The 4,068-nt window shown below is 65.9% G+C and carries 3 protein-coding genes; 2 read left to right on the top strand and 1 reads right to left on the bottom strand.

All coding sequences use genetic code 11. From position 1 onward, the window contains the following. Positions 1–2,947 (top strand): metallopeptidase domain-containing protein (locus tag VET27_RS14055; RefSeq protein WP_526519078.1); only part of this gene is annotated, 2,947 nt, incomplete at its 5' end. A 38-nt stretch (positions 2,948–2,985) separates the two neighbouring features. On the opposite strand, the gene VET27_RS14060 is transcribed toward VET27_RS14055, so the two are convergent. Further along, complete coding sequence (locus VET27_RS14060) at positions 2,986–3,273, bottom strand: HigA family addiction module antitoxin (RefSeq protein ID WP_526519080.1); 288 nt, start codon at positions 3,271–3,273, stop codon at positions 2,986–2,988. A 270-nt stretch (positions 3,274–3,543) separates the two neighbouring features. On the opposite strand from VET27_RS14060, the gene VET27_RS14065 reads away from it, so the two are divergent. Next, positions 3,544–4,068, top strand: a 525-nt coding sequence (locus tag VET27_RS14065; RefSeq protein ID WP_526519082.1) for a serine hydrolase domain-containing protein, incomplete at its 3' end; no start/stop codon positions are given.

The following is a 4,068-nucleotide window of genomic DNA, read 5'->3' on the forward strand; positions in this document are numbered from 1 at the left end:
GATGTCCAGTGGCACTTTGCCGTTCGGCGGACACGTCGCAGCGCTTGACAGTCAGTGGGCACTCGTCGTGTCGAAGAACGGGGAGTTCGCCTGCGTCCGCCGCGACGGAGCCCTCCGCCGTCCGACGGGGGCCGGATCACCGACGCCGGTGACCGCCATCGCCGTGACGAAGGACGGCCACGTGCTCATGACCACCACCGACTCCGTCCTCGAGGACACCCTGCCCGCCGGCATCCGTGAACGCGTCCTGCTGATCTTGGATCCCAGGCCGATCTTCATCGGCGGGTATGCGCCGGTGCACATCGACGTCGCGGGCAGTGGCCTGACCATCGACCAGATCCAGCTCAGCGTCAAGGATTCCGATCTCGGCGCCATGTCGCCCTCGCGCGATTCGACGTTCGACCCAAACCACCCGCACCTCCTCCTGACAGGAGGGTGGAGACCGGGTATCGGTGAGATCCTCGCCAAGGAGATCGCCACCGGAACGGTCGTCGGGCGGGCGAACTTTCGCATCGACGAGACGTGGAAGGACTCCAACGTCGGTCCGAGCTTCAGCGTCACCGGCAAGGTGGACAGTCCCGTCGTGAAGCCCGCGTGGGGCGGTGGCGACGCAGGCGTGCAGAACGTCGACGTCTACAAGGCGCCCCCGAAGTGGCGGGTGGCCATCGTCATGATCGACACCACGACCAATCTCTATCCGACGGTCGCCGCCGACGTCACGAAGATTCGCAAGAACTGGTTCGACAACTTCACCGGCGGTGTCCCTTCCGGTGGCGTAACACGTTCGGTCACGGGCTATTACAACGAGGTGTCCTACGGCAAGCTCACGATGAGCCTGGTCGGGAACGCCGTCGCCGGGCCGGTCCATGCGACGGGCAGCTGGGACGATCTGTTCGAGTTGGAGACGGTGCCCGACCCGGCCAACCCCGGCGGAACCTTGCCCCGGCGGTGGAACCCGAAGCCGGACACGTGGAAGACCCTCGTGTCGACGCTGGAGCAGGCAAATGCGGCTGCGGTCAAGGCGGGCAACCCGCCGCTGGTGGACTTCGGCAAGACCGACTCGGTCGCGTTCGTCGTGCGCACCGTCAACGTGCCCATGGCCGGGGTGAATCCGCCCACCTCGGTCAGCATCGGCCGGTTCGTGTGGCCCCAGCAGACCACGATGACGGTCAAGCTCAATGGCAAGGACACGACGCTGCCGATGCTGGTGATGCCCGAGAACTGGACGGCCATCGACGGTAGGCAGGTCTACGAGACGCTGGCCCACGAGCTCGGTCACACCTTGCAGCTTCCGGACCTCTACCTCTACCCCTGGATGAACCAGGGCCTGACGGCACGCGAACTGGGTCCGTGGGACTTGATGTGCAACGACGGTGGGCTCCCCCAGCTCAGTCTGCCCAGCCGGATGGCGCTCGGGTGGGTCGGGCCCAACGAGGTGAAGGCCTACAACTTCGCCGCCAATCATCAGCCCGCGTTACTTGAGCAGATCACACTGCAAGCACTGGAGACCAAGACCATTCCCGCCAATTCGGTACGTGGTGCCGAGATCCGGCTGGCCCCGGGCCGCAACTACTACTTCGAGTTCCGGAGCCGTCAGGGCTCGTCGCTGGGTGACGGCAGCTTGCCGCTCGGCCCAGTGGTCGTCGGCACCGACGTCGTGTCGCCAAAGGGAGCGCAGAACCTCGACAGTCGCGTGATGACCATGCGGCTCGAAGACGATCCCGACGGCGTCAACGACACCGACGGCATCACCACGCAGGGCGCGTTCCTCACCGCCAACAAGAACTACAAGCAGCCGGATTTCACCGAAGGTGCTCCCAAGGACTTCGTCATCACGACCAAGGCGATCCGGCCGGACAGCGCCGATGTCGAGATCCGGTACAACACGAGCGGCCGCCCCGAACTGTCGATCCGGACCTGGCCCAATGGGCCCAATCAATGGCAGAGCCCCGACATCGAGATCCGTAACGCCAAGAGCGACGCCGACTCGAAGTGGCTGAACGTGCCGTGGGCCGGCCAGCCGAACAGGATCGTCGCGAAGGTCACGAATCGCGGTGCGCTGGAGGCCAAGAACGTGAAGGCATTCTTCTCGTCACTGGACTTCACGACCAACGGGGACAAGCAGCCGGCGGCGCAGCCCCTGGGCTCGTCCGACCCCGTCACCATCCCGGCCGGCCAGGCGCGAGAGTTGACGATCGCGTGGGTGCCACCCGGCGAGGGGCACTTCTGCATCACCGTCGACATTCCGCTCTACGAGGATCCGGCGACTCACGAGAGCAGCGACCGGGACAACTTCGCGCAGAGCAACTTCACGAAGTTCTGGTCGGAGAGCGCATCACCGTCGACCCGTGTGCGGTTCCCGGTGAAGCTGGAGAACCCGACGAACGGCACCGTGGTGATGTTTCCCCAAGTGCGCCAGACGATGCCGTATTACCGCACCTACCTCGAGCACAGCTGGCTTCGTCTGGGCCCGCACCAGAGCGCGGACGTCATGGTGATGACCGAATCTCTGGAGGGCGACCCGGCCTTCGCCGCGTCGTTCGAGCGCGGTTCCGCATGGGAGACACCGAACCTGCTGGAGATCTCGGGCTGGGTCGCCGGGGTCTGCGTCGCGAAGTGCACCGGAGGTGCTGCGGTGCAGGTCAATTCGGGCCGGACCACCACGATCAGGGACATCCAGGTCGTGCCCGAGCCCGGCGTCCTCGGTCGGGTCCAGCTGCCCGATGGCTCGTTCGCCAGGAATGGGACGATGCTCGCCATCGCGCGCGAGCGTGGCGCCGAGCCCGATCCTGGTCGCGATCTCGTCCAACACGCCGACGTCCGCAACGACGGCCGGTTCTTCGTCTCCCTCAACGGGCTCGAACGCGGCATGGAGGTATTCCTAAACTATCTGCCCGGGCCGTCTTACGCCCCGAGCGAAGCCGGCCCCATCGAGGTCGACTTCTGACCTTCGCGGACCGCATCAGGGCGAACGAAGTGAGGGGTTCAGCCGATGCGTTCGATGGCGTCCAGTGCGGACGCCAGGTGTTCGCGGGCAACTTCAGTGTCGTAGTGCGCCTGCATGTTGACGAAGTACATGTCGGTCAGCCCGAGGGCACGCGACAGTCGCAGCGCCGTGTCGGCGGTGATCGAGCGCTTGCCGTGCACGATCTCGTTGATGCGGCGGGGCGACACGTCGATCGCCTTGGCGATCCGGTACTGCGAGATTCCCATTGGTTCGAGAAACTCGCTCACGAGGATCTCCCCCGGATGTGTGGGCGCGAAATCTGTCATGGCGTTCTCCTGTCTCGTGGTAGTCGACCAACTCGAGGTCCGCGGCGCCGCTGGCGCAGAACGAAACTCATGCGCCGCACCGGCTATCGCCACCGTCATCCCATTCCCCCATATCGAGGTCGGGGCCACTGTAGATGGCATCGCGGTGTCACCACGGCGATTCTCGAATGCTCGCAGTGTTCCTGAGCCATGATCGTGTTACCGGGCATCACCTGCGCGAGCACAGGCGGGCGAAAACGGCATTGCATGGAGAAAGTCGGGCAAATCCACATGACCGAAGGCGACGCCGCCGCTGCACCTACCGCGGGTCCGCGGGTGTCTCGACGTCTGGCGCTCGCGGGCGGACTGGTGGCCGGCGGCGCGGCGTTGGCGGCGGCGATGGTGCCCGGCCGGTTGCGTCAGCGCGCCTCCGCGTCGGCCCTGGTGCAGAGTGGTGACGCTCTGATGATCGCAGTGACCGACCCGGGCGGCGGGCTGCCGCTACCCACCACGCTGGCGGCCGATGACTCACCGGAATTCCATGCCGTAGCCGAGGCTCTCATGGCGGCGATGCGCACCAACCGCATCCCCGGGGCGGCGCAGGGCATTCTGTCAGGTGACCGCGAGGAACACGCCGCCTCCGGCGTGGCGAGCATGAACACCCTCGTGCCGGTGGGCGCATCGACCCTCTTCCGGATCGGGTCCCTGACGAAGACCTACACCGCGTGCGCGATCTGGCACCTCATCGACCAGGGCGCCGTCGATCTGGACGCGCCGGTACGCACCTATGTCCCCGACCTGCGGGTCATGGACGAG

The sequence above is a fragment of the Mycobacterium sp. genome, from assembly GCF_035633495.1.
Lineage (GTDB): Bacteria > Actinomycetota > Actinomycetes > Mycobacteriales > Mycobacteriaceae > Mycobacterium.

What these genes read in the sequence shown, in the direction of transcription:
- VET27_RS14060 (WP_526519080.1), bottom strand. Translation starts at nt 3,273, where the DNA reads ATGACAGATTTCGCGCCCACACATCCGGGGGAGATCCTCGTGAGCGAG.